Origin of the sequence: Candidatus Manganitrophus morganii, assembly GCA_021651055.1 — a bacterium.
Taxonomy (GTDB): domain Bacteria; phylum Nitrospirota; class Nitrospiria; order SBBL01; family Manganitrophaceae; genus Manganitrophus; species Manganitrophus morganii.
On record JAJHOH010000001.1, the window covers coordinates 61,737 to 81,637 of the forward strand.

The 19,901-nt window shown below is 54.5% G+C and carries 14 protein-coding genes; all 14 read right to left on the reverse strand.

From position 1 onward, the window contains the following. Nucleotide 1 precedes the first annotated feature (1 nt). Nucleotides 2–1,741, reverse strand: a complete 1,740-nt coding sequence (locus MCM46_00240; GenBank protein MCG3110223.1) for a Wzz/FepE/Etk N-terminal domain-containing protein — start codon at nt 1,739–1,741, stop codon at nt 2–4. A 36-nt stretch (nt 1,742–1,777) separates the two neighbouring features. Then, a complete protein-coding gene (locus tag MCM46_00245) occupies nt 1,778–2,881 on the reverse strand; it encodes a hypothetical protein (GenBank protein MCG3110224.1) in 1,104 nt (367 codons plus the stop codon). A gap of 128 nt (nt 2,882–3,009) precedes the next feature. Beyond that, nucleotides 3,010–3,579 (reverse strand): polysaccharide biosynthesis/export family protein, encoded by a 570-nt coding sequence (locus tag MCM46_00250; GenBank protein ID MCG3110225.1) that lies wholly within the window; start codon nt 3,577–3,579, stop codon nt 3,010–3,012. Nucleotide 3,580: 1 nt separating this feature from the next. Next, nucleotides 3,581–5,971: a tetratricopeptide repeat protein gene (locus MCM46_00255; GenBank protein ID MCG3110226.1), complete on the reverse strand. Its 2,391-nt coding sequence runs from the start codon at nt 5,969–5,971 to the stop codon at nt 3,581–3,583. 60 nt (nt 5,972–6,031) lie between these two features. Further along, nucleotides 6,032–7,669, reverse strand: a complete 1,638-nt coding sequence (locus MCM46_00260) for an undecaprenyl/decaprenyl-phosphate alpha-N-acetylglucosaminyl 1-phosphate transferase (protein MCG3110227.1) — start codon at nt 7,667–7,669, stop codon at nt 6,032–6,034. Continuing rightward, nucleotides 7,659–9,320, reverse strand: a complete 1,662-nt coding sequence (gene xrtD / locus MCM46_00265) for a VPLPA-CTERM-specific exosortase XrtD (GenBank protein ID MCG3110228.1) — start codon at nt 9,318–9,320, stop codon at nt 7,659–7,661. Before xrtD ends, MCM46_00260 begins: the two co-directional genes overlap by 11 nt. Beyond that, complete coding sequence (locus MCM46_00270) at nt 9,317–10,051, reverse strand: WecB/TagA/CpsF family glycosyltransferase (protein ID MCG3110229.1); 735 nt, start codon at nt 10,049–10,051, stop codon at nt 9,317–9,319. Before MCM46_00270 ends, xrtD begins: the two co-directional genes overlap by 4 nt. Then, nucleotides 10,048–11,922: a heparinase II/III family protein gene (locus MCM46_00275; protein ID MCG3110230.1), complete on the reverse strand. Its 1,875-nt coding sequence runs from the start codon at nt 11,920–11,922 to the stop codon at nt 10,048–10,050. The genes MCM46_00270 and MCM46_00275 overlap by 4 nt, the downstream gene beginning before the upstream one ends. Before the next feature lie 5 nt (nt 11,923–11,927). After that, complete coding sequence (locus MCM46_00280) at nt 11,928–14,081, reverse strand: bi-domain-containing oxidoreductase (protein MCG3110231.1); 2,154 nt, start codon at nt 14,079–14,081, stop codon at nt 11,928–11,930. A 31-nt stretch (nt 14,082–14,112) separates the two neighbouring features. Continuing rightward, the gene (locus MCM46_00285) at nt 14,113–15,240 is read right to left on the reverse strand and encodes a glycosyltransferase family 4 protein (GenBank protein MCG3110232.1); all 1,128 of its coding nucleotides are present in this window, start codon (nt 15,238–15,240) and stop codon (nt 14,113–14,115) included. Continuing rightward, a complete protein-coding gene (locus MCM46_00290; protein MCG3110233.1) occupies nt 15,233–16,429 on the reverse strand; it encodes a glycosyltransferase family 4 protein in 1,197 nt (398 codons plus the stop codon). The genes MCM46_00285 and MCM46_00290 overlap by 8 nt, the downstream gene beginning before the upstream one ends. Before the next feature lie 39 nt (nt 16,430–16,468). Next, complete coding sequence (locus MCM46_00295; GenBank protein ID MCG3110234.1) at nt 16,469–17,293, reverse strand: glycosyltransferase; 825 nt, start codon at nt 17,291–17,293, stop codon at nt 16,469–16,471. A 70-nt stretch (nt 17,294–17,363) separates the two neighbouring features. Further along, nucleotides 17,364–18,683, reverse strand: a complete 1,320-nt coding sequence (locus tag MCM46_00300) for a hypothetical protein (GenBank protein ID MCG3110235.1) — start codon at nt 18,681–18,683, stop codon at nt 17,364–17,366. 17 nt (nt 18,684–18,700) lie between these two features. Beyond that, on the reverse strand, nt 18,701–19,852 hold the full coding sequence (locus tag MCM46_00305) for a family 10 glycosylhydrolase (protein MCG3110236.1): 1,152 nt from the start codon (nt 19,850–19,852) through the stop codon (nt 18,701–18,703). Between the last annotated feature and the right edge of the window lie 49 nt (nt 19,853–19,901).

The window sequence follows — 19,901 nt, forward strand, 5'->3', positions numbered from 1 at the left end:
TTTATTCCAGACCCAACTTTCTTAGCGCAGCATACCAGATCACATCCAACGGAAACCAGAAAAAATGGATAAGGCTCACGAGCAGAACCGCTGAGAGGACCCCGCCCCAAAGCGACCAACCCCTTTTCTTGCCTTGCCGCCATGTGTCCTCTTTGTTCTGAATATAGGGCACCACAGCCAAGGGGGAAACCTCGGTGAGATCCCAAATCTGCTCGGCCGTGTAGACGGCATGATCGAGGCTTTCCACGGCCGCGCCATACCCGATGCCGCCGATCATCGCAAAGACCATCGTTAAAAGGAGAATGGCCGGACGATTCGGTTTTTCCGGGCGCTCCGGAAGCGCCGGCGGATCGATCAGGGAGAAGCGCTCCGCTTTCCGGTCCGCCTCCAACCCTTCGGCAACCCTCGCCTCCAGAAGTTTCGAGCGGATCTCATGATACTTTTGGACGGAGTTGTCCCGGTCGCGCGTGAGATCAAGATATTGCCCCTCCAACATGGGGGTCTTCTCCAACCGTACGGCGATTTCCGTGACCCGTTGTTTGAGGCTCGCCTGCGTCGACCGCATCGACTTTAAATCGTTGAGGGTCGAGGCAAGCTGCGCTTGGATCAAAATGTACGCGGGATTCTCCGGCGCGACCTCTACTTTTTTTTCGGGACGGGTCCGGCGGATTTCGTCCTCAAGAGAAGCGACGATTCTCCGGGCGCGGAGGACATCGGGATGTTTCTCCCCAAACCGCTCCGTCAGCGCGGCCAGATTCGTTCGCTCCTCGGTTAATTTTTTAAAGAGAACATCAGCGGCGGAGGACTCCCCCGCTGACTTTTCGAGGGCTTCAATCTCCCGCTTCATCTTGATCATATCGGGATGGTTTGAAGAGAGGAGTGCGCTGCTGCTCACATACTGCGCCCGAAGGGCTTTGAGCCGCTCTTCCGTATCCAAAATCCGCTCGCCGTCGGCGGAGATCATCGGCGTGTTCGGTTTGAGGGTCGCAAGTTGACCCTCCAGATAGATCTTTCGATCCTCCAGGCTGCGTATCTCCCGATCGGCATTGAGCAGCTCGCGATCAAATTGGTTTATGAGTTGAATGTTGACTTGGTTCAGCTCCGGGAGGGCTCCGCCCGCTTGATGTTTAAACTCCGCGATCTTTTTTTCGAGTGTTTCGATTCGGCCGGACAAGTTCTCCGCCTCCTTTTGGAGGAAGGCGGTCGTCTCTTGGGCGCTCCGCTCCCGGGTTCGAAGATTTTCGGCAAGAAAGAGGCTCGTCAGCTCGTTCGCGACCATTTGCGCAAGCGGCGGGGTCTCTCCGTCGTAGGCGAGCGTAAAGGCGATGGTGGCGCGGGTCTGTTGGCCCGTTCTCCGATCGACCACATCGGCGCTGATCACCTCGATCCGGACATCATCGGCAAATCGTTTCAGCAATGCCTCTGTGGTTGCTTTTCCGCGAAGCTGCGGATAAAGGCTGTACTGATCGATCACCTTCAGAAGCGTCGACCGGCTCATGACCTGATGTTTGATCGTCTGGATTCTTTGGTCGGCATAGCTGGTTACGGTCGATCGGACCAGATCGGTCGGGACCTCTTGTTCTTCAATCAAGATGGTCGCCGTCGAGCGGTAGACCGGGGAGAGTGAATAAGCGATGCTCACTCCGACGATCATGAGCAGAATGATCGGGACCAACATCTGCCATCTCCGGCGCCGTACAAAATGGAGATAATCTCTGAGGGTTTTTGTCTTTTGTTCCATGTTCACTCCCATCTGAAAATAAGACTTAATTAAAAACTAACGCGATTTCGACCACCCCAACCCACGATAGGTCAGCATCCACGAGATCGAATTGGAATAAATCGGCTCGGAGCCGTCGTCCCGTTTCAGCCAGGCATATCGGTACCCGATCAACATCGACCACGCCTCTGTCCAATTCCATGTCCATCTCGGCCCGATGTTGTAAGAAGTGCTGTCGGGAGGGGAAAGTTCGCCGCGAAGCGGTCGGGTCAAATAAAAATTGGCCACCAGCGAGCCGGAAGTGGTCTGTGTCAGCGCTTGTTCGATTGCGCCGGAGAGGCGATTCACTTCGATCAAATAGCCTCCCCCGCTTGGATCCACCTGTCGGGTCGCCTCTCCCCGTAAAGAGGTCCGCTCCCATTTTTTCCGAACCGTCCCCCCCGCCAGCCAACCGAGATCTCTCTCTTTCTGAGTTTCCCCCCCGGTTGAAAACTCGTTAAACAACTCCCGAACTCCGACGGAGAAGGTCCCCTCGAACGTTTCGGAAAAAGGATGAACCCATGAAAGCTGAAACCCCACATTCTTGGACTGCACCCCCACCGAAGTGGCCCGATAGTTCAAAAGCTCAACGCTCGCCCTGAGTTGATCTTTCTCCGAAAGGGAATAGATCGTCTGGATCGTTCCCAGAATGACTTCATAATCGAAGAGCCCCCCCTCCCGATCATCGCTGTAGCGGGTCTCGCGATATTCAATCTCTCCCATCAGGGTCATCCGTTCCGTCAGCGTGCCGCTCCAGCTTCCGCCGAAGACCCCGACGTTGCGCCGCTGGATCGCCAGAATCACCCCAGTCTCCAGCAATTCGCTCTTCCAGGCCGCATCCCGGATGCCCTCTCCGAATAATCTCCAAAGATTCCGCTCCGTCCGGTATTCGGAAGAGAGCTTTAGAAAAGCCTCGTTCATATCGAGCCCCTCCTCCCCCACGTATCGGGAGAGGTTCGCCCAGAAGGTCCCGTCCACACGCCACCGCTCCATCGCGGCACTCAACCGAACCGACGGGATAAGATGGCTCCCCCAAACCGTATCATGCGGTTGGGAGGTCATCAGGAGATTATCATTGACCTCCTCTCGGACGCTCACAGACGGAAGAGCCGTATATTCCATTGCCTCCAATGGGGCTGGTAAAAGGAGCACAACGATCAGCGCCAGGAGCCTGCGGCCGCCGTGTAAAAAGAAATCCGAACTGCTTTGCGACAAGGGCCGATTACCGTGCCATCGGCGAGGAGCGCGGGTCACGGCACAATCACCACATCACCCCGTTTCAGGACGATATTTTGCTCCAAATTCTCCCCTTTCACAACCTCGCCATAACGAAAGATGGCGCTTTTCTGGCCCCCTTTTTCCCGACGGACGAGTCGGATATTATTTTCCGCGGCATAGGGGGTTAATCCCCCCGCCAAGCTGAGCGCCTGAAGGATATCGGTCGGACGCCCCACCAGATACTCTCCGGGACGATTCACTTTTCCGAGCACGTAGATTTTGTAGCTGTTGATCTTCTCAACGGCCACGGAAACGGTCGCGTTCGGCATAAACGGCGCAAGACGCCGGATCAGCTCGTTTTTTATTTCATCTACCGTTCTCTCTTCCGCTCGAATATCGCCGACCAAAGGGAAAGAGATCATTCCGTCCGGCCGGACCACTACTTGACGGGTCAAGCTTTCGTCTCTCCAGACCGAGATATGGAGCACATCCTCCGGCCCGATGAGATATCCCGGACCGGCCACCCCTTCCTGGGCGGAAACGGAGAAAACCCGAAAAAAACCTACAAATATAAGAACCATCCAGACCGAATGTTTTTTCATCCTACCCCTTCGTTTCTGCCAAGATCGACTTGGCCTCTTCTAAACCGGGAAACGGCTTTCCAGATTGAATCGCTCTGGTCAATGCCTCTTTCGCCTTCATCGACTCTCCCACCTTATAATAAGCGACCCCGAGATGGTACTGAAAGAGCGGATGATTCGGAGCCCTGTCGACCACTTGCCGCAGCAAGCGAACCGCTTCTTTCGACTGTCCCGTCTTGGTGTAGACCCATCCGAGGGTATCGAGCAGTTCATTGCTCGAGGCATACTTTTCAAAATCCCGGCTCAACGCCAGGGCGCGTTCGAGACTCTTCGGATCCCCTTTGTGATCGGCCAAGAGGATCGCCAGGTTATTGGCCGCCACGACCGATTTCGGTTGATCCTTCAAAACCGATTCATAAAGTTGAATCGCCCGATCGACTTCTCCGGTCTCATTCAAAATAGAAGCAAGAAGAAGCCGCAGCTCCGTCGATTTCGGATTTGCCTTCTGTCCGGTCTCTAGAAGTGATATCGCTCCGGGAAGATCCTTCTGAGCGCGCTGAAGACTCGCCCGGTTTAGCCAGGGGGCGACCCAATCGGGCTTGATTCGGTTGGCGGTCTCGAAAGCCGCTTCCGCTTCTTCGAACCGGCCTTTCGTTAAAAGGACCTCTCCCAGCATTCCATGAGCAAAAGGATGATCCGGTTGCGCCGCGATCACTTTTTGAAGACGCCGTAACGCCGGATCCCCATTTCCCCGGCTCAATTCGATCCGAACCAAAGCTAAGAGGGGATCGAGTGAATCGGGCCGGGATGCTGCAGCGCGTTCAAATGCAGCGGTCGCCGGTTCCCAATTCTTCTTCGCCTGGTGAAAATCCCCCTCCGCCATTCCAATGATGAATGAATGGTCCGTTGCCGCCCGGAGCTTCGTCAAGGTTGATTCGGCCGCACGAAAATCGTGATCGGCCAGCTGAGCGTGCATTAACAGCTGGAGCGACTCCAGATCGTCAGGCGTTTTCGCGACGATCGATTCCAGCCGTCGGCGTCCCTCCTTACGGCGACCTTCGACCCCATCCAGTTGGGCCAATCTCCGGACAGCGCTGATTTCTTGTGGATTCAGCAGAACCGCCTTCTCCAAACTCTCGCGCGCCAGTGTCGACTCGCCCTCAAGATAATAAGCCTCCCCCAACAGGGCTTGGATATCCGAGCGCTGCGGTTGATCCTTGAGAACACTGCGGAATGCCTGCACCGCCTCTTTTTCCTCTTCCTTCGCCAGCGCCATCTTCCCCCGAAGAAGCAGCGCTTCCGAAGACCGAGGGTTCTCTTTAAGAACCTCGTTCAGGCGTTTTTCGGCCGCGTCTTTCTTGCCTTCGGCCAAGTCGAGCGTCGCCAACTTTACCTTTGCGTCCAACGCCGCGGGGCGGTTTCCCTCTTCATCGACCACCTCCTGATAAATCGTCCGGGCTTTAGACGGCTGTTCCGTTTCTTCGTAAAACCGACCCAGGGCAAAGCGGATCTTCATCGATCGCGATAAGGCTTTCCTCGCTTCCAGAAACACCTTCTCCCCTTCTTGAAGATTTCGACTGGTCGTGATGAACTCCGCCAAAACCAACCGCCGCTCTTCACTCTCCGGGTCGAGTTGAACCGCTTCCCTTAAGTTGGACTCCGCTTTATCCAGATCATTCCGGGAGCGGTAGAACGCCGCCAATCTCAGCCGATGTTGGAAGACTTTCGGCTCCATCTCGATAATTCGGTGAAGGATCTCCTCCGTCTCTTCCGAACGTCCCAAGCGGACCAGCGTATTTCCAAGATTATTCAACAGGACAACGCTTTTCGGATTTTTTTCCACCGCCTGCCGGAAAAGTTTCTCCGCTTCCGCTAAACGATTTCCATCAATATAGAGGGCGGCCAAAAAGCTGACCGGGTCGGGCTCCCCCGGATATTTACGAACCAACTGTTCCAGCTGCGCCAGCGCCTCGGCTTTTTCTCCTTTTTTGATGCGTACACCGGCCTGAAGAACCTCCGCCGCAGGGTCTCCGGGATGTTTTGCCAAAATTCTCTCCGCGATCTCCACCACCCGATCGGTCGCTCCCCCTTCCATGTAAAACCGTCCAAGCTTAACGAGCGCCGCCCGGTGGTCCGGATTCAAATCGACGACCTTCAGGTAATATCGAAACGCATTGAGCCAATTCTTCTCCTTTTCCTCCACCAGGGCGACCAAATAAGTCGCCTCGGAGTCGTTCGGATCGATCTTCAGGACATTGCGTAAGGCCACCCGCGCCTTCGGCCAATTTTCCTCCTGAATATACTGCTGCGCCCGCGCTGTATACTTGGCTTTTCTCACCTCGGGTCCGCCGCAGCCGACCAGGACAATCAACAAGGAGAATACCCAAATCCATCTTATTTTATTGCCCTTCATGAGTCTCCTCCTGAGACGATCGATCAGGCGCTTTTTTATTTTCAATCTTCAATGGCACGTTCAGACCATCCAGGCCCGAACCCCCAGCACCAGAAGCGCCCAAAGGGCCACCAGACCCCATTGGGTCAGCCGCGCCGAGAGACGGCTTAACAACAGCTCGTAAGCAAAAAATAAAACGATCAATTTCCCCCCCATCAAGCCGATCGGAACCTCGCCGATTCGCATTCCGGGAAGCGCCGGCGCCACCAGCGACACAAAAAGAACCAGATAGTCGAGCGGGGTCGTTTGAAACGGTTTCTCCCGGTTCAGCTGAATACTGACGAAGACCAGCACCGCCGCAAAAACAAAGAAGAGATTTAAAATCGTATGGATCGGCCAATTGCCCGACGGGGGGGCGCCTTCGCTTAAATAAACGACGAAGGTTCCCCCGACATAAAGCCCCAGCCGAACCAAAAGCGGCGCCGATCGCTGAAAAAACCAAAGTCCCACCAGCAACAATCCAAAAAGGGCGATCGCCATCAGGCCGAAATCGATCGGCACTTGCCTTGGAATAAAAACGCTGACGATCAAAAAGAGGGAAATACCGATCCCCAAAAGGTGGGTCGGAAGGTCGTTCAAGGGGCGGCTCTCTTGTTCTTTCAAAATCGGAGCGTCCGCGAACGGCTCCTCCCGATCGATTCGACGAAATTTCAGCCGACCCCGTCCGGCCAGAACGATCAGGGAGAAAAAAAGGAGGGTCAAAAGGGTCAATGCAATCGCAATCTCCGCCTCCCCGCGCCAGTAGAAAAGAACGGCCAAGCTGACCATCACCGCCTGAAACCCATAGATTAACGTGACCGCTTCATGGTGAAAAAAACCGATCGTCAATAACTTGTGATGGAGGTGGTTTCGGTCGGCCGAGAAAAGGGAGCGGCCCTCTACCCGCCGCTGCCCCATCACGCTGATCGTATCGAGAATCGGCAATCCGATAATCATCAGCACCACCAGCGGGCTATACCCCCCCCGTCCCGGATCGGTCAGCAGAATCGCCGCCACCCCGACTGAATAACCAAGAAATTGACTCCCTCCGTCCCCCATGAAAATCCGTGCCGGATAGGTATTGAACCGCAAAAATCCCAAAATTCCTCCCATCACCGACAAAGAGATCGAAAGGACAAGGGCATCGTCCGACAGAAAGGCGAGATAGGCCATCCCGCCGAGGCTTAACAGAGAGAGCCCTCCCGCAAGGCCGTCCAATCCATCCGAGAGGTTGATTGCATTTGTAACCCCCACCAAGAGGAGGATCGTCAGCGGTAAACCGAGCCAAATCGGCAGGATGATCTCTTCTAAAAAGGGGAGGGTGCTCAGACGGATCTCCCCGACCCCAATCACGAATGCCGCCGCGATCAGTTGGGCCAAAAGCTTGAGCTTAAAATCAAGATTGATCCGGTCATCCATCACACCGAAGAAAATAATGATCGCGGCACCGCCTAAATAAGCAAAGATGATCCGATCGACCGGCACCCAAATGAGAATCGACGCCAGGGCGCCTGCTGCAAACGCGATTCCTCCGACTCGGGCGATCGGAGCCGAATGCATCTTCCTTCCTCCCGGCAGGTCGAGGACATTGAAATAGGCCGCTCCTTTAATTAAAAAAGGGATCAGCCCCATACAAATGACCAACGAGGAAACAAAGACAAAAAAGAGATTAATCACCATTTGCTGTCCGCACGATGGGAGACGGAGAAAAAGCGTCTTCCGGTTGAATGTGATCCGGAATATACCGGCCTAAGTGAGGTCGAACGGTTCTCGCAAAACCGACCAGACGATCGTCTACGTTTGATTCGCTCTCCCCCGGCGAGATCGCGGCGGTCAGTCGGACCAACGCCCCATCCGTTCGATTCAGGGTCACGGCATCCCAGAGAAGATAAAACTTGACCAGGTATTCGTTCGTCAAGATTCTCCCCCGCTGTTGAAACCAATAATAGACGAGCTGTTTTTGGTCTCCCTTTTGGATCAAAACCCGATTCGCCCAGAGCGGCGGGATCGCGGCTCCCTCCCCGTCGATCCGAATCGTCCGAAGCGAGGTGATTTCCCATCCCCCTCCCGGGATGCAGGTGCGGGGGGAATGGGCCGACTGCCCCTTCTTCTGCGAGCCGTAATAGGCGACGTAGAGATTAATCGGCACCCGCTCCGGCGACTGATAGTCGGCCAGGAGATAATCATCGAAGCGAAGCGCGTCGCGATAGGCTTCCTCCATCACGAGCGGTTTTCCGCTCCAGGCCGCCACCTGCATCGGGAATTCGGTGAACGATTCGCGCGAAGGGACGATTTCCTCACGGGCATTGATCTGCATCGAGACAAAGAGAACCGGAACCAATAAGGCGACCGAGAAGAGATACGTTGACGGCGGCGGGCGAAGCGCCGTTTGAAGGGAGCCCGTCGCGGAAAGGCGCGACGCCTCGACCGGATCGAGCCCGGTTCCGAACCACTCTCGAAACGCCTTTCGCTTTCCGGCGCCGATCCGTGCGAGCAACCACATCTCGGCGAAAAGAATCGATAGGCTGCTGACAAAAAGAAGCCAGCCCGAGAAACTGTGAAAAAATCCTTCCGCCGTCTGCGTTCCGTAAAGGTCGACCAACAGGCCGGTCATTCCGATTCGGAATCCATTCAGGAAAATCGCAATCGGAAAACTGGAAAGAAAGAGGAGCACCCGCTTCCATAACTTTTCACGGAAAAGGTAAGCGCAGATCAGCGCCAGGGCCGCCAACGGAAAGAGATAACGCAACCCGCTGCACGCCTCCACCACCTGAAGCTGGATCGGTCCGAGATCGATCACGTTTCCTTCCCGAAAGGCGGTCACCCCGATGACCTGAAGACAGCCGACCCCTAAGGCCGAAGAGACCAATTGAAGCCACCCTGAAAGACCTTGATAGAGAAAATCGGGAAGCGGGATCATCGCCAAAAGATAAAAGAGGGGAAAGGTGATGATCCGCATCCCCTCCCCTCCGATGGCGGCGAGGGTGAGGCCGATCAGCACGACCCAAAGGGAGAGGTGAACCACCACGTAAATGGTGGCCAGCTCCCCGATGAAATAGAGCCCCACTCCGATGAGGAGAACGGGAACCCCCCACCACGACCCTTGAAGCCTTTTTTCCCGGAGACGATGCCGCTGCTGCCAAATCAGATAGAGACTGATCAACGGAACAAAAAAGCCGTGGCCGTAATTTTCGTCGGCATACCACTTATGGACCATATAGGCGATGCCGTTGCTGTAAATGATTCCGAGCAACAGCGCCGGCAGCGCCGCGCCCCACCAAAAGAGACGCTGTGATCCCTCCGGATTCCATGGAAGTCGGATCGACTTCATCGAACGATCTTCTCCCTCAAGATCAACCAAGCAAATTTCGGCAAGGCGGTCTGTCGAATCAACCGGCGCGGCTGAGAGGCCAGCCGGTAGAACCACTCCAGATGCATCTTCCTGAACAAGGCGGGCGCCCGTTTGACCCGGCCCGAAAGAACATCAAACGTTCCGCCGACTCCTTGGCAGACTTTAATGGAAAGTTGCGGAAGGTAGCGCGCCATCCAGAGCTCCTGCTTCGGACTTCCCAGGGCGACGAAGAGGATTTCCGCCCCGGAGGCATTGATTTGTTGAACCAGTTCCCCCATCTCTTCTTCTTTTAAATAGCCATGCTGCTGTCCGACGATCTGCAGACCTGGGTAACGCGTGCGAAGAACTTCTCCCGCCCGTTGGTTGACCTCGGCGCTCCCGCCGAAAAGGAAAATTCGGTACCCCTTCCGGGCCGCCCGCTCACAAATCGCCGGCATCAACTCCGAGCCGGGGACCTGACTCATCCGGCCCAATCGAAGAAGACGCGCCGCAAAGACGACGCCGATTCCGTCCGGAATCAGAAGGCCGGCCCCGCGTAATTGATCCAATAAAAAAGGATCGTTCTGGGCCTTAATCACCTTTTCAGGATTGACCGCGATCACCGCTTCCCCCCGGCTCCCCTCGATCATCGTTTCCACCCGCGCCACCGCCTGACTCATGTCGACACAGTCGGTCGGAACCCCCAGAATTTCGATCCTTCTCGGTTTCATGAGATCCACTCCTTTAACGCTGCCAGGGCTTCTTTCAGGGAGTGGCCGGTCGTGGGGACCGGTCCCAATGCAATACGGGTTAGGAACGAATGCGGGAGGGTCCCCTCGTGCCTGACGCGGATCGCTGTGATCGGTTCTTTACTGCCGTAGACGGGCGCTCTCCATCCGAGGATCGGATCGGTTTCCCCCCGATGGAGAGAGAGCGCCCCACCCTCCGCCGAGAGCGAGACGATTTGGGTCGAATCGGAAAGGAGGAAGACATCTCCGGTTCGATTCGGTTCTACACCGAGATGCCAATAAAGATCAAGCGTATGTTTTCCCGCGCCGGCAAGAAAATCCCAGATGAGCCAACTCCCCGGCGGTTCAAAAAACACCGCCCGCCAGTGTGTCACCCCGCAGCGCGCGTATCCCGGATGCGAAGCCAACAGCCGTATCCCTCCTTCGTCCAACACCTCGCGCTGAACGACCTTGGCATCAAACGGATTGGACCAGATAAAGGGGGCCTCCTGAATGGCTTGATCTTGCCGATCGACGACGACGGTATTGTGGGCGGCGGTCCCTCGGAAATAGGCCCGCCATTTCAGATCGGCATAGCTGTAGGTCCCCGGATCGATCAAGAATTCGTTCTCTCCGATTCGGAGCGTCACCGACAAGGCATCTGCATGACCGTGCCCGCAGAGCGGCGGCATGCCGAGGGAACCATGGTCAAAACGAAGAACGGCTTGGCCGCTTCGAATCTGAGAATAACCGGCCTCATTAAAAGAGGTCAGCCCTTCCCGAATCCCCTCTTCCGAACCGAAACGGAGGAAGGGTGAGAGCGCATGACCGTCATCGCTGTCGCCGATCGAGGGAACGCGTCCCTTCGTGTCGGCGGCGGCGCCGAGAAACCGCCGGCCGCGTTGCGTCGCCTCCCGCAAGGCGGGCGGGATCGGCTGCGCTTGATGGATCAGAAGTGCAACCACCAACTGGTAGAGATCGACCCCAAAACGAAGATAATGAAAGGCCTGCTCCACCCCGCCCCCATCCGGAAGAATCTGATGATCGGCCTCTTTCTCCAAAAGGGAGAGACCGAGTCCCCGCCATCGATCCGCCCCTCGCATTTCCGGGAAAAGAACGCCGGCATAGATCAGTCCCGCCGCCTCGGACAGGGTATGGTTTCCGACGGAAGAGTGGACCGAAAGCCGCTTCTCGATGAGCGACGCATGTTCCTCGATCAACCGAATCAGGGCGAACCAAACCGATTCAGGATCGCGCAATCGGTCGCGAACCAGATCGAGCGCGTGGCAGGCCGCGATGAGGCGAAGGCCGCACTCCATCGCGGAGATATAATGAATCCCCGTCAAAAACGGATTCGCCTCGATCCAAGAAAGGAATTGCGCTTCAAGAAGGGCGGCCGCCTGCCGGCCGATCTCGGGAGAAGCCTCTTTCGAAAGAAGTCCTAATCCGACCAACTGCTGGAGCCGGGAAGGCTCCCATGCGATTCGAATATCCCCGTATTGATTTCCGGGCCGGTATGAAATCGATCCGAAAAAAAGCCTCGGCCAGATCTTCCCCGTATCGGGGGCCTCATGCCAGACGGCCCCTTCGGGGCGCCACTGCCAGCGCCAGTCTCCGATCTTGATTTTTCCGGAGAGGAGACGATCGATCTCTTCAGGATCGGTCATTTTGATGGGGAGCGTCGGAAGCTTCGGCGCTGTTCCCCTACAAAATTCGAAACGGGAAAACTCCCGCTCCGACGAAACGATCCCGCCCCGCCCCATTCGATAACGGGCCGCCATCATCTTCAACGTCCACTGCTCTCCGATCCGATGTGCGATCTCCGTCGGGCCCATGACGCGAAGCCGTTTTACCATCCACTTGAGATTGGCCATTCCGTCTACTCTCCCAACGCGTAAACCGCACCGGTCCGGCCACTCTCCACCGCGCGGAGCGTGGCCCTTGTCACGGCCTGGATTTCAGCAAACGACATTGCCGGGGTTCCCCCCTGAATCGCCTCAACAAAGCGCGTCATCTCCGTCTGGAATCCTTTGTCTTGTTTGCTCGTCTTAAAGCTCTTTCCTTTTCCGCCGGAGAAAGATTCGGTTTTAATAAAATCATTGATGATCACCGCCTTCCCCTCCCCGAAGGCTTCGAACCGCTCCTTCGCCAAGGCGGTATCGCCGCCGGCCGTGTAGATCACCGTGCCGATGGAGCCGTCGGCGAAAGAAAAGGAGAGGAGGCTCTGATCCTCCGTGATGCCGGAGGTGTGATGATCGATCCGGCGCGCGTGCACCGACGTCGGAACCGATCCGCAGAGGGCCTGCATGCAATCGATGAAGTGACAGGCTTCCCCCAGAATACGTCCGCCCCCGATCTCCGGATCATGCACCCAATGGTCCGGCGGAAGCGCCCCGGCATTCACCCGATAGAGCATCACCAGCGGATTTTTTCGATCTTGGAACAGGGCGCGGGCTTGAGCCATGTGGGGAGAGAAACGTCGGTTGAATCCAACCATCAGTTGAATCCCTTCGGTCGCCTTGGCTTCGTAAACGGCGGTAATTTCCTCCAACTCTTCTTCCGAAAGACAGAGCGGCTTCTCGACAAAGACATGTTTCCCGGCACGAAGCGATTCGACCACCATTTGTCCATGGTCGCGATGGCGGGTTCCGATCAAGACGGCATTGATCTCTTCATCCTTCAACACTTCTCGGTAATCGCTCGCGCAATAGACCGCACTGCTCTTCTCCGCCAATGCCTTTGCATGGATTCCGCTGGCGGTGCAGATGGCTCTCAAAGAGACTTCCTTGATACCGCTTAATACAGGTAGAAGCCGGTCTTTGACATGGCTTCCGGCGCCGATAATTCCAAGCTGCACCCGGCCCGATCGGCTCCCCTTGCGGAGGTGCACGACGCGATTCGGTTTCGCCTTCTCTTGACCCGGATAAGAGAGCATGATCCCCAAGTAAGGGGCGCCCCCTTCCATCATCAACCGATAAGCCTGCTCCGCCTCTTGGATCGGGTACCGATGGGTGATCAGCCGCTTCACATCGACCTTCTTCTGCGCGATAAGTGCAAGAAAGGCCTCCATGTTCCGCCCTTCCGTCCATCGGACATAGCCATAAGGATAGTCGTGCCCTTTCTCCTCATATTCGGGATCATACCGGCCCGGGCCATAGGAGGTGGAGAGCCGCAGCTCCAGCTCTTTCTTGTAATAGGGCTCCCGCGGGATTTCCATCCCCACCGCGCCGACCACCACGACCCGTCCCTTCTTTCGCGCAATCTCCCCGGCCATCTCGACCGGGCCGTTTTCCTTCGTGCTCGCCGTGATCAAGATGGCGTCCAACCCAGCGCCCTGTGTGAAGCCGGCCGCCGCCTCAATCAACCGGTCGGGGGGCGCTGCGACATCCGCGCCGAGGGCGGTTGCAAGGGCGATTTTCGCCGGATCAAAATCAGAGGCAAGGACCGCGCAGCCGGCCGCCTTCAGCAGCTGAACGGTCAACTGTCCGAGAAGACCCAGTCCGATGACGGCGACCCGATCGCCCAGTTGAGGTTCGGCTTGTCTCACCCCCTGCAGGGCGATGGCCCCGAGCGCGACAAAGGCCCCTTCTTCGAAATCGATCCCCTCCGGCATCTTCACGCAAAGGTTTTTCGGAACGGAGATCATCGCGGCATGCGAGGCATAATTTTGACCGGTGCAGGCGACCCGATCCCCCACCGAAAACCCTTCGACCCGCTTGCCCACTTCGAGCACGATGCCCGCGGCGCTGTAGCCGAGGGCGGCCGGGGTGTCGAGCCGCTCGAAGACCATTCGCAAGGTATCGACGACCCCTTCTTTTTGGATCTTATTCAGGACCTTTCGGACCAGATCGGGCCGCTCCATCGCCTTGCCGGCCAAACTTTTCTGCGCCACCTGCACGGTCGAACGTTCCGTCCCGGCGCTGATTAAAGAAACCTGCGTCGCCACAAGCAATCCGCCCTCCCGCACCGTCGGCGCAGGAACTTCCTCAACCTTCAAAGTGCCGGTCCGATAATTTTGAATCACCTGTTTCATGCACACCTCGATTACAAATGTGAATACGCCATTAAGTGTTCTCTTTTGCTACTTTTAAAAAAAGCGCGACGATCTTCTCAGCATATCGCTCTTCGGTATAGAGGGCTTCATATCGCGCTCGGCTTCGAACTCCCATTCTCTTCAAGCTCTCCGGACTTTCCAACAACAACAAAATTTGCTTGGCGAGATGCTCCGGATCATTGCATCTCACCTCCAAACCATTCTCTCCCTCAATGACCGTCTCGCGAAGACACCCTCGATCCGTAAAGAGAATCGGCAGGCCGGCTGCCATTGCCTCAATTACAGCAAGCGGCTGTCCCTCTTGTTGAACTCCGGCAAACACAAATAGGTCCGCCGACCGGAATAATGCCGATTTTGCCTGTCCCGCGACAGAGCCGGTGAAGAGAACCGCGTCGGCGAAACCCTCTTGGGTGATAAAAGACTGTGCCTGTTCCTTCTCTTGGGGCCGAGACCACTCTCCCGCGAATACAAACTCGATATCCTGTCTGATTTTCACAAGGATGGCCGCAGCCGCCAGCAATACCAATGTCCCCTTTGCTTGACTTAATGTGCCAAGGTGTAGAATTCTGTATCGGCGGCGCTTCCCAACGGTCCCGATCGATGCCGCGTCATTGTCGTTCCATCGAATCCCATTCGGAATTACCGAGATTTTCTCGGCAGGAACGAGTCCGTCAAAAATGCTTCTAAAAGAGTTCCCCAGAACAATCACATGAGCCACTCCGCTGAAGAGACGTCGAACGTAGAACTTCAACACGCGCCCCCGAGTTTCGTACCAGGTTCTGAGTCCTCCGCCATGGAGATGAATTACGACCCGACTTCCCACGAGAATAGCCGGCCAGACAAAGAAACTATCCCGAATGAACCCGACCGTTTTTTGGGAGATCGGAACATAAACAATCTTGCATCGATCGCGAATGAGGATTTGAATGAAACCAAGCCATTGCTTGATAAATAAGAAGACATCATGGAGATCCGGCGCGTTCACATATTCGATGCCACGCCGATCCGCCAGATCCAAATGACGAATTTCAAACGCTTCCTTGACCCTAGAGTCGAGAAGCGTTTGAATGGCCACTGCAACACCGTGATGAGGGGGAGGCGTTGGACCGATCACCAGGACCAACTCTTTTTTAGCCATTTTTCTCTTCTACTCGATTGAGTGTTCTATCCGAACGTAGATCCATTGCTCCGCTCCTCCCGGAATCGGATACTCTTTCTATAAACCGAATCATTTCCTCTGCAGAGACTTCAATATCAAATTGTTTAACCCGTTCATAGGCTGTTTTGACCATTACCTTCTTTGCTACAACACTCATCTCCAATGCTTTTAAGATGGCCTCAGCCGATGATTCTATGTCCTTTGGGTCGAACTTAAATCCCGTGAGGCCCTCCTCAATCAAGTCATGCGTCGCCGCGGCGTGAACGGATGACACGGAGGGAACCCCCGCCGCCATCGCCTCACTGAGGACGGCGCCGAAAGAATCGGAGAGGGTGTGAAAAACAAAAAGATCCGCGGCGGCAAAGTACTTACTCAACTCTTCTTTCTGCACATATCCGATAAAATGAACGTTCGCCCACCCTTTTTCTTGCACAATCTTTTCATACAAAGGGCGTTCGGGTCCTTCCCCTATAATGAGCAATTCAACGTCGGGTCTCCGCTTCACGATCTGTTCATAAATCTTAAAAAGTTCCAAATATCCCTTCCGGCGGATCAGTTGCCCAATCGACAGAAGAATCGGTCCTGAATATTCGCCGCGGAGGCGCTTACACTCCTCGGATTGCCTAAACGCTTCCGTCTGCCTTTGAAAATAAGAGACTTCAATCGGCATGACTGCGGTCAAGAGACGATCTTCACGCGCCCCATAATGGAGAAATGCGTCTCGTGCCACACGCGATGAGGCAATGACGCCGTCCGAATAACGGATCAGGCATTGCCGGATTGCTCTTCGGATGACCGAGGTCGTTGCGCAATCAGTCATTGTCAACTCTCCCCATCCGATGAATCTCTTCCGGAAGAGACGGCAGTAGATCCATGCTGAAATATTCGCGATCCCAAAACCTCCACTCACAACGACATCAGGATCCAATTTGCGCAAGGCCTTGATCACACCATAATTGAGATGTACCGAGATTAAGAACCCGGGCGGCCGAATGTGGATCCCCGGTAAGACCTGCATTTTGAAAGAATGCGGCGCCAACCTCCACCGACGATTCTCCTCATGCCGTGCCATTAACAAAACGGTAAAATCCTTCACGCGGTGCTGCAAAGCTTCAAAGAGAGGGATACGGTACGGGGTCAGAATATTCGTTAATACCACCAGTTTCATCTTTCTCTCATCGCATTGAAAGCACGGTTGACTCGAACCTCAACTCTGCCTTTGTATCCTCATCGCCATTTTTAAGAATCTCCGATAGATCGGAATCATGTCATAGAGCCGGACCCAAAAGGGCAAATTCAGCAGTCTTCGTGCCCGCACCTTAACGGCTGTAAGCGTGTCCCGGTATTCCTGCGTACTCTTCTTCTTAAAAAAGGAGGTTGGATTCGTATACCATATGACCGTTCGACCCGGCAGCAAGACGACGCTTCCGAACCGTGCTGCCCGCAGAACGAAATCATAATCGACACACATACTCAACTTCTCGTCATATCGTCCGGCTGATTCCCAAATCGATTTCGGAAACACCAGCGTGGAGTGAACGAATGGGTTTCCCCGATACAACCTCGATGCGGGAACCCATACCGGTGATGGGTTCTCCACTTCTCCAGTCGAGAAAACACTCTCTGGAACAGACTGATGAAATTTAGATGTTTTGGCATATGCCGTAGCCACCACCGCCACGTCAGGATGCGCCTTAAAAAAAGCGACGGCATAACTCAACCGGTGAGGAAGACTTAAATCATCCGCATCATTGATGGCAATATACCTCCCCCTTGCCAAAGAGATCCCCTCATTCAACGCACTTGGAAACCCGATCCGGTCGCGGCGAAGGTAACGAAGGCGCGGATCATTGATTTTTCCGCAGATCTGCTCCGTCGCATCGCTGGAGCCATCATCCACTACAATCACTTCAAAACTCGGATGATTCTGGGCAAGTGCAGCCGTGAGGGAGGCGGCAATAAAAGAGGCCGCATTATAAGCCGCCATCACGATGGATATCTCCGGATCGCCCTTCTGAATCGGCCCTGTCATTCGATCTATCATCTCTCGATCTCGCAACCCCTCTCCCCTTGCCTTAAATCAGGATCTTTTGATTTCCCCATTAATCGGCAATGGAAGGTCTCTGTTTTAACCCATCGACCATCAATTCAGGGTCGTTTTCACGATCGCTTGCGGCGCGCCGCAACATCACCACCGAGAGGGCAAAAACCAGAAACTCGCCTAAGAACCGGCTCCAGGAAGCGCCGATCAAGCCCCATTCCTTCGTCATGAGATATCCTATCGGTATCAAAAGAAGGAAGGTCACCGATTTGGTAAAAAAGCCATATTCCGGCTTCCCTAAGGCGACCACGCCAAAACTGTGATATGCCCAAAGCAGCTGGCAGATCATGGCGCCGGATAAAATCCAGGCAACGGGTAAAGACGCCGCGTAGGCCTGCTCCTTTCCCGGAACAACCCACGGAATGAGGAAGGGAAGAAAGAACAGAATCACCAACAGAAGCCCCGCGCCGACAAGGGTTTGTATCCAACTCACCCGCCAGACCTCTCGAACAAAATATGCCGGCGAATTCTTGGCGGCACTTCTTGCAAGTTTTGTCTGCCATAAATTGGCGGCCCCAACCAGAAGAACTTGGATCGGCAATATAAATTGACGTCCCAATTCTAATACGGCAACACCCGCCGTGCCGATCAGGCCCAGTGTCAGGAAGGTGCTCATCTGCGTGTAGGCATACCCAGCCAGATTCGTTCCCAACCCCCATCGGCCGATTTTCCACACTTCGTTCAGACCCGCTATTTCAGACGGGACTGAGGGACGAAGCCAATATCCCCAGCCGCTCTGGCAAGCCCAAAGAAAATTCACCAAGCCCAACACCAGAAAGATGTTTGCGAGTGTGAAGAATCCATATTTCTGTAAGAGAAAAAGGCTACCGATTGTTCCACCAATTGAGACCAATCCTCCGACAAAATCCTGAGAAATCCGTTGATGAATGAAATTGATCCTTCTTTGCAACTCAACCGCTAAACCACCGAATATAAAAATGACGAATTCGACCGCCGGCCATCCGTTGAGGCGGCCAACAAAGATGGAGATCAAGGCGGATATAAAAAAAATGATCTCAAAACTAAAGACAATTGCGGCCAGAAGGGGATCTTTTTGATCATTTACAACCCGCCGACTGCTGATCACAAGCATGGGTGAAATTGCCAGCGCGGAAAGGATCATCAGGAAGAAATATCGAGTGGCCACACCCACAGCGAACATCCCGAAATCATGGACCGCAAGAGAGCGAACGAGGTACATTGTGACCAAAAAGCTTGCCGCTGACCAGAGACCCTGCGCGAGGACCGCAAGCCGCCATTGAAAGCTTCTCCCAATCAGACGATGAAGCCAGTCCTTGGCAATGAGATATTTCTGAAGCACCAAATCATCCACCTTTCTTACGACTGGAGAGGAGCAGCCCGCAACCATCGAGGTTTTGCGGGCGCCTTAAAAACGGTTTTCTGAAATAGATCGATCTGCTCCTCGCTCAGCATGTTGTAAAGATAGAGTCCGACGCCATTTCCCCGGCTAATCGACCGGGCTTCCGATAAAATTTCGGCGGCTCTGCGCGCTTCTCTAGGAATGACTTTTTTTCCAGAACCATCTCGGTCGTAATTTCCACATAACATGACCAACGCTTCGGGTCTCTTCATCTTCGATTGCAAGTTCCGGATTTTTTCAAAGTCCGGGCTGGCCTGGTAATCCATGCTGTAAACGACATCGACCAACCCTTCATCAGCCCATTTCATACTATCCTGCCCTTGTAATTTTGTGTCCGAGCTCCCTGGAACTGCATCCACACTCATCACGAGATTTTTTCTTGTTTTCCGCGCCCCGACCGAAATACGCGAAATAATATCTCGAACGGCGGCCTCTTGCCATGCGGCGAGGGCGCTTAGATCGACACCGGGAAGGTTTTTGAGACTCCAATCCTTTACAAGATTTCTCCCGGTGTGTCTCTTATAATCTTCGATACAGGAGTTCGTTTTACACATTCCTCCTGAACGAACATAATCAAGATTGATTCCTTGAACGGGATATCTCGTTGCGACTTCGACAATCAAGGATGAAATGAATTCGCGAAAACGCTCACTATGAATATTAAATGCCTGTCGAGAGGTTCCCTCTTTAAAACGCTGTTCAAAAAATTCGAGTTGCGGTAAAAAGTCTCTTTGCCGGAGAGAAATCGTGAACCACGGATGAATCTCAATTTCATACTTCTCTGCCAGCTTAATGAGATTCTCCAGCGGATCAAAGCCGGGAACACGAACTTTGCGGGTATCCCAAGGTGCGAGATCTGATGGCCAGATCGTTCCCCTTCCATGCCAGACACATGGAACGAAAACATTAAACCCTGCTTTCTTGATCCGGGTTAGCAATTTCTCTGCTGAATCTTTTGTAATCCAAGCGAGTCCTTCATCAAAGATCGCACGACTTTCAAAGAGAGACACACCGCTCGACAACGCAAGCCACGGCTTCAAAAGAGAACCCGCGGCAAAGGCGGCCGTCAATTTAATAAATTTCCGACGTGAAAAGGGCCGGCCGGTCAATTTAACTCCCTCTCATCCTCGCGTCTGAAAATCAGATTCATTAGATGAG